This is a genomic window from Pseudomonas sp. K5002 (assembly GCF_013386655.1).
Lineage (GTDB): Bacteria > Pseudomonadota > Gammaproteobacteria > Pseudomonadales > Pseudomonadaceae > Aquipseudomonas.
Genome location: NZ_JACARK010000477.1, coordinates 1 through 4,845, shown reverse-complemented (window position 1 = coordinate 4,845; position 4,845 = coordinate 1). Strand labels below are relative to the sequence as shown.

The 4,845-nt window shown below is 62.6% G+C and carries 3 protein-coding genes and 1 pseudogene; 2 read left to right on the top strand and 2 right to left on the bottom strand.

Annotation, left to right across the window (positions count from 1 at the left end):
• Both HX846_RS20950 and HX846_RS20945 read right to left on the bottom strand, forming a co-directional pair.
• Positions 1-246 (bottom strand): annotated as a pseudogene (locus HX846_RS20950) (sel1 repeat family protein); the annotation flags it as partial.
• A gap of 2 nt (positions 247-248) precedes the next feature.
• Positions 249-929, bottom strand: a complete 681-nt coding sequence (locus tag HX846_RS20945) for a Fe2+-dependent dioxygenase (protein ID WP_008437276.1) — start codon at positions 927-929, stop codon at positions 249-251.
• A gap of 219 nt (positions 930-1,148) precedes the next feature.
• On the opposite strand from HX846_RS20945, the gene HX846_RS20940 reads away from it, so the two are divergent.
• Both HX846_RS20940 and HX846_RS20935 read left to right on the top strand, forming a co-directional pair.
• Positions 1,149-3,443 (top strand): TonB-dependent siderophore receptor, encoded by a 2,295-nt coding sequence (locus HX846_RS20940; RefSeq protein ID WP_178966026.1) that lies wholly within the window; start codon positions 1,149-1,151, stop codon positions 3,441-3,443.
• 135 nt (positions 3,444-3,578) lie between these two features.
• A partial coding sequence (locus HX846_RS20935; RefSeq protein WP_178966028.1) for a PepSY domain-containing protein occupies positions 3,579-4,845 on the top strand: 1,267 nt, incomplete at its 3' end.

Sequence of the window (4,845 nt, the reverse complement as noted above, 5' to 3'; positions counted from 1 at the left end):
GAGCATATTGCGCGCCATCAAATGCCCGCCCTGGGCGGCAATGCGGAACCAGCGCATCGCCAGTGCTTCATCGCGCTCGATGCCGCGCCCTTCCAGCAGGATTTGCCCGAGCAGCGCCTGGGCATCCACCACGCCCTCCTTCGCGGCGATCAAAATCGCCTGGGCGGCGCGCACCGGGGAGTCGTCGAGCATGCTCTGCAATTGCTCAACGTTGAGTACTTCTTCACGGCGCAATAAAAAGCCCACGCTCAGACCTCAACCCAGCGGCGCAGCAGGTTGTGATAGGTGCCGGTGAGCTGGATCAGCGCGGGGTGGTCGGGCACGTCGCGGCTCAGTTGCTGGATCGCCCCGTCCATCTCGAACAGCAAGGTGCGCTGGCTGTCCTCGCGCACCAGGCTTTGGGTCCAGAAAAACGAGGCGTAGCGCGCGCCGCGGGTCACGGCGTTGACCTTGTGCAGGCTGGAGCCGGGGTACAGCACCATGTCGCCCGCCGGCAACTTGACCCGCTGCAGGCCGAAGGTGTCCTGGATTTCCAGCTCGCCGCCGTCGTAGTCGTCGGGGTCGCTGAAAAATACCGTGGAGGAAAGGTCGGTGCGCACCCGCTCGTGGCTGCCCTTGGACTGGCGCACGGCGTTGTCGATATGGAAGTCGAAACTGCCACCGGCGGTGTAACAGTTGAGCAATGGCGGGAAGACCTTGTGCGGTAACGCCGCTGACATGAACAGCGGATTTTTCCACAGTCGATCGAGGATCGCCGCGCCGATTTCCTTTGCCAACGGGTGGCCTTCCGGCAGTTGCAGGTTGTGTTTGGCCTTGGCCGATTGGTGCCCGGCAGTGATTTTGCCGTCGGCCCACTCGGTGTGCGCCAGGGCTTCGCGGATGCGCAGCACTTCCTCGCGAGAGAACAGGCCGGGAATGTGCAGCAACATGGAGGCATTACCTGAAAACAGTGAGACGCCAATGGTAGTGATTCTTATTGACTGTGTACAACCCTACTCCCGCCCAAGGGACGAACGAGATCGTCAAAACCGTAAGCAAAAAGTGTAAAGAACGTAAATTCAGTGCGAATAGTAATGTATCGCAATTGATATGAAGTCTTGTTCTCCCTATATTCCGCGGCCTCACCTCCTTGGGGAAAGGACACACTCATGCCGCGCACTTCGATAAAAACACCTGCCAGTTCACCACGTTTGCTGGCCTCGGCCATCGGCGTTGCCATCAGCGCCAGCGCTGCCGCCCAAATGGCGCAAGCTGCTGAAGACACCGAGCAGAAAGGCGAGCGCAACAGCATTTCCCTGGGAGCCACCAGCATCACCGGCCAGGAACAGGACAGCACGTCCTACCAGGTCGAAAAAGCGTCCTCGCAGAAGTACACCGCGCCGCTGGTAGATACTCCGCGCTCGGTCACCGTGGTGCCGCAGCAAGTGCTCAAGGACACCGCCGCCACCTCGTTGCAGGACGCCTTGCGCACCGTGCCGGGGATTACCTTCGGCGCCGGTGAAGGCGGCAACCCGCAGGGCGACCGTCCGTTCATTCGCGGCTTCGACGCCCAGGGCGATACCTACCTCGACGGCGTGCGCGACACCGGCGGCCAGAGCCGCGAGATCTTCGACATCGAATCCATCGAAGTCAGCAAAGGCCCCAACTCGTCATTCGGCGGCCGCGGCTCGGCCGGCGGCAGCCTCAACCTGGTGAGCAAGACGCCACAGGCGCGGGACTTCACCAACGGTGGCTTCACCTACGGCTCCGACCAGACCCGCCGCTATGTGCTCGACGTCAACCGTCAGTTCCTCGACAGCGCGGCCTTCCGCCTGAACCTGATGAGCCACGAACAGAACGTCGCCGGGCGTGATGCCGTCAACTACGACCGCTGGGGCGTGGCCCCGTCGCTGACCTTCGGCCTGGGCACTCCGACTCGCGTCAACCTCAGCTACTACCACATGGAAAGCAACGACCTGCCGGATTCGGGCATTCCGTATGGCTACAGCAACAGCGGCGCAAAAGCCGCCCACGTACATGACAAGCCAACCGACGGCGGCGACAGCAACAACTTCTACGGCCTCAAGGATCGCGACTTCCGCAAGACCCGCGCCGACATCAGCACGTTCTCCATCGAGCACGACCTGAACGACAACATGACGCTGAAAAACACCCTGCGCCACGGCAACACCGGCCAGGACTATATCGTCACCCAACCCGACGACAGCCAGCACAACGTCAACCAGTTCGGCACCGTGTGGCGCCGCGCGAACACCCGCGTGTCCACCACCGAGACCACCACCAACCAGACCGATCTGTTTGGCAGCTTCCAGGCGCTGGGCTTCAAGAACACCTACTCCACCGGGCTGGAATTCACCGGCGAAGAAACCCGCTACAGCGGCTACACCGTCAGCCCGAACAGCAACCCCGGTTGCCCGGCGCCCGGCAAAGGCGGCCAGTGCACCTCGCTGGGCAACCCGAACCCGGACGATGCCTGGACCGGCAGCATTGCGCGCAACTACAACGGCACCAACACCAAGGCCACCAGCCGCGCCGCCTATGTGTTCGACACCATCGAGCTGGACCCGAAATGGCTGCTGAACGTCGGCCTGCGCTACGACACCTTCGACACCGTGGCCAACACCAATGCGGTGCCGACCGCCACCGTCAAGGCCCGCAGCAAGATCAAGAACGACAGCCAGTTCTTCAACTGGCAGGCGGGCCTGGTCTGGAAGCCGGTTGAAAACGGCAGCATCTATGCCTCCTACGCCACCTCAGCCTCACCGGCCGGCGGCCTGGTAGGTGAAGGCGCCGACGGCAACCCGCTGTCTGCCGGCGCCGCCACCAGCGACCTGAAACCGGAAGAGACCGTCAACTACGAGCTGGGCACCAAGTGGGACATGTTCCACGACCGCCTGTCCCTGACCGCCGCGGTGTTCCGCACCGAGAAGAAAAACACGCGGATCCTGGTGGACGCGCTGACCTATGAAAACGGTGGCGAATCCCGCGTCGACGGCCTGGAGCTTTCCGCCAGCGGCAAGCTGACCGATCAATGGCAAGTGTTCGCCGGCTACAGCTACCTGAAAAGCGAACTGGTGGACCCGGGCCTGAACGGTCGTAACGGTGTCGTCAGTGCCGGCTCGAACAAAGGCAACCAGATGCCCAACACGCCGAAGAACACCTTCAGCCTGTGGACGACGTATGACGTGACACCCAAGCTCACCATCGGCGGCGGCGCGTTCTATGTCGACGAGGTCTACGGCGATGCGGGCAACACCGTCTACGTGCCGTCCTACACCCGCTACGACGCTATGGCCAGCTACAAGCTGACCAAGAACGTCGACCTGCAGTTGAACGTGCAGAACCTCACCGACAAGACCTACTACGACAAGGCCTATGCCTCGCATTTTGCCAACCAGGCAGCCGGTCGTACGGCCCTGCTGACCACCAGTTTCCATTTCTAAACCGATACAAATGACTGCACGAAACCCCACGCATCGGATGCGTGGGGTTTTTGCGTGTAAAAAAGAATGTTTCTCGACAACTCGCGGCATAATGCGCGCCGTGAAACACCTAACCTGATGACGAGGCCGTACGACGTGTTGAAGAAAACCCTGTTCCAGTTGCATTGGTTCTTCGGCATTACCGCCGGGCTGGTGTTGGCCTTGATGGGGATCACCGGCGCAACGGTGTCGTTCCAGGATGAACTCATCGAGTTGCTGAACCCGACGGTGTTGACGGTGGAAAAGCGTCCGGCCGGGGTACTGCCGCCCGCTGAACTGGTGCACCTGCTGGAAGCCCGTGCAGGCAAAGTCGTGTCGATGCTCACGGTGCAGCCCGACAGCACCAACGCGGCCAAGGTCTGGTTCACCCCACCGCCCGGTGAACGTCGCGGGCAGATGCGCTACTTCGACCCGTACACCGGCGACTACCTGGGCGATGCCGTCGGCCAGGACTTCTTCGGCTTCGTGCTGCAACTGCACCGTTTCCTCGCCATCGGCGACACCGGCCGGCAAATCACCGGCGCCTGCACGCTGATCCTGGTGTTCTTCTGCCTCTCGGGCCTGTACCTGCGCTGGCCGCGCCAGGTGGCAAGCTGGCGTGCATGGCTGGCGGTGGACTGGCGCAAGAAAGGCCGTAGTTTCAACTGGGACCTGCACTCGGTGTTCGGCACCTGGTGCCTGCTGTTCTATCTTCTGGCGGCACTCACCGGACTGTTCTGGTCCTACGAGTGGTACAGCAACGGTATGACCAGACTGCTGTCCGACGCGCCGCAGAACGAACGCGTACGCAAGCGCGGCCCGGCCCCCGAAGGGCCTGCGCCGGTGGCCAATTACGCCGCGATCTGGAGCAGCATCTACAGCAACGCCGGCCCCGGCTTGAGCGGCTACAACATCCGCATGCCCGCGGTCGCCGGCCAACCCGCCACCGTCTACTACCTGCTGAAGACCTCGCCCCACGATCGCGCGCTGAACCAGATCAACCTCGACCCGGCCACCGGCGAAGTCAAATCCCATGACACCTACGCCGGCAAAAGCTTCAAGGCGCAGATCCTGACCAGTATCTATGCGCTGCACACCGGCAGCTACTTCGGCCTGCCCGGCCGGATCATCCTGACGTTCAGCGCGCTGCTGATGCCGGTGTTCTTCATCACCGGCTGGCTGCTGTATCTGGACCGCCGCCGCAAGAAACGCCAGGTGCGCGATGCCCGCAAAGGCCTGACCGGCAACCACAGCGACGCGCCGGCCTGGCTGATCGGCTTTGCCAGCCAGAGCGGCTTTGCCGAGCAACTGGCCTGGCAGACCGCCGGGCAGTTGCAGGCCGCCGGCGTGCCAGTGAACGTGCAGTCGCTGGGTAGCGTCAGCG

Bases quoted from the DNA above. Each gene is read 5' to 3' on its own strand.
- HX846_RS20940 (WP_178966026.1), top strand. From the start codon at position 1,149: ATGCCGCGCACTTCGATAAAAACACCTGCCAGTTCACCACGTTTGCTG.
- HX846_RS20945 (WP_008437276.1), bottom strand. From the start codon at position 929: ATGTTGCTGCACATTCCCGGCCTGTTCTCTCGCGAGGAAGTGCTGCGC.